The sequence below is a fragment of the Flavobacterium cyanobacteriorum genome, from assembly GCF_002251835.1.
Classification (GTDB): Bacteria; Bacteroidota; Bacteroidia; order Flavobacteriales; family Flavobacteriaceae; genus Flavobacterium; species Flavobacterium cyanobacteriorum.
In genome coordinates, this window is the sequence record NZ_NOXV01000043.1 from 1 (window position 1) to 1985 (window position 1985).

The following is a 1985-nucleotide window of genomic DNA, read 5'->3' on the forward strand; positions in this document are numbered from 1 at the left end:
ATGGGAGCGGCATCCTCCCCGCCGCCCGCTTTCGCGGCGGGGAGATACAGCGTACAGCAGGAAATAGCTCCAAAATCAGCAACTTTTTATAAACTCTGTCAGGTCTTTTTGCAGCCCTTCCCGGTTTTCTATGTGGCTCATGTGCCCGTCAGGATAGGTTATAAGCTTTACCGGTGTACCTTCAGCCTGCCCCAGGCTGTCCTCATAATTGAGCACGGGGTCCTGCCTGCCCAATACAAGCAAAACAGGATAGGGGGCAAAATGGAGGATCACTTCGCGGTCTTTACGGGCTTTCATGCCTTCCAGCGCGGCTACAATGCCCTGTAAAGGGGTTTTGAGCGCCTCCTGCTTTACAGCCTCAATTTCTGCGTCAAGCCGCTCACGGTTACCTTCACTAAACAAATTGGCAATGCTCATGCGTACAAAGGCAGTGTAATTTTCTTTTACGGCTTTTATGGCACGGTCCCGGTTAGCTTTGCGCTCATCGCTGTCAGCACGTGAGGTTGAGTTTTGCAATACAATCCCCTTTACCATGTCCGGGTACAGCTCTGCAAAAGCCAGCGACACATACCCTCCCATAGAGTGCCCCACAAATATGGCCTTGCGAATCCGCAACTCGTGCAGCACGGCATGCACGGCATCGGCCATGTCTTCCATAGTGTGTACATAGCCCAGGCAGCCTGTTTGCCCATGCCCCAGCAGGTCAATAGTAATGATCCTGTATTTGCGGCTCCATCCGGGCGCAAGTTCCTTCCACATGGTACTGTTCTCTAAAAAACCATGCAGCAGCACTATTGCATTGCCTTTGCCGCTATCAGTATAGTGAATGTTGATGTTTTTGTAGAGCAGTTCCATACAGCGGTTACAAATTAACGAAGGTGATAACATTAAGCTGGTTGCGCGACACCTTTTGGGTTGACTGGTTCATTACGCCAAGTTCAGCCCTGAATGTTTTGCTGAACCTGTAGCCCAGCCCGCCAAAGAGCCGGTTACGGTCAAAATAGCTGCTGCCTTCTGTATTTATAAATATTTCGTTGTAGGCGGAAAGGTACAGGGTTTTATCCTGCATCTGCTTTTGGTTGATCGCAATGTTGGCCGATAAAAAGTAACGCAGCCTAAGCCGGAAATCATCCTCAATAAAACGCTGCTCAAAACGGTAGCGGTGCTGCAATGCTATCCTGCCAAAGCTCTGCCTGGTAATAAATTGCTGATATATGCGGTGTTCGGCAAAATTTCTTTTATCATCTGTTTCGCCTATATTCGGTTCATTGTAAATATAGGCATACCCCAGCAGGAGGTTGTTGTTGTTTTCAGTCAGGTTGTACCCTATACCGGTACGCAAAAGGAGCTGGTCGGTATTGCCCAGCAGATTATAATTGCGGTACTGCACCTCGTGGTGCCAGTTCCATTTATTGTTAAGCTTCTTATCGCCGAAATATATAAACCAGTTGCCAAAATCGGCGGGTTGGCAATAACCAAGCACAGGGGCCAGCAACAGTACCAGCAGTTTTATTTTTTGCATATCTTTTTTGCTACGCCAAATAAGAGCGAGAAGCAAAAATAACCATCTTAACCAAGCAGGCAACTATGTGTTATGAAATAATATATATTTGAAGCACAAACAAACACATAATGAATAGGTTAATAATTATAGGTAATGGCTTTGACTTAGCCCACGGGCTGCCTACAGGGTATTGTAATTTTATTGATTGGTATTGGAATGCTATTATCTCTAAATTTTCAGATTTGAAAAATAAATTTTATGAGGATGACTTCACAAAAGTTCATCTTAGATTTAAACAATCTAGTTGGTATAGTGCTATAAATGATTTAAAAAAAACCAAAAACTATAATCACTTTAAAAACTTTATTGGAAAATATTCAGAAACATACAACCCCATTTATCCTGAAGAAAATTTCAATCGGAGTTATTTACAATTTAAAAACAATCCTGTCCTAAATAAAATTTAACACTATCAAACTTA

General features: G+C 43.8%; 3 protein-coding genes. 1 reads left to right on the forward strand and 2 read right to left on the reverse strand.

Annotated elements, in window-relative coordinates; translation table 11 throughout:
• Nucleotides 1-75: 75 nt before the first annotated feature.
• Entirely contained in the window at nt 76-855 is a 780-nt protein-coding gene (locus tag CHU92_RS00375) for an alpha/beta fold hydrolase (RefSeq protein ID WP_094411479.1), read from the reverse strand.
• A 7-nt stretch (nt 856-862) separates the two neighbouring features.
• On the reverse strand, nt 863-1522 hold the full coding sequence (locus CHU92_RS00380; RefSeq protein ID WP_094411481.1) for a DUF2490 domain-containing protein: 660 nt from the start codon (nt 1520-1522) through the stop codon (nt 863-865).
• Between the two features lie 110 nt (nt 1523-1632).
• Between CHU92_RS00380 and CHU92_RS00385 the strand changes: the two genes are divergently transcribed.
• The gene (locus CHU92_RS00385) at nt 1633-1971 is read left to right on the forward strand and encodes an AbiH family protein (protein ID WP_094411483.1); all 339 of its coding nucleotides are present in this window, start codon (nt 1633-1635) and stop codon (nt 1969-1971) included.
• Nucleotides 1972-1985 lie beyond the last annotated feature (14 nt).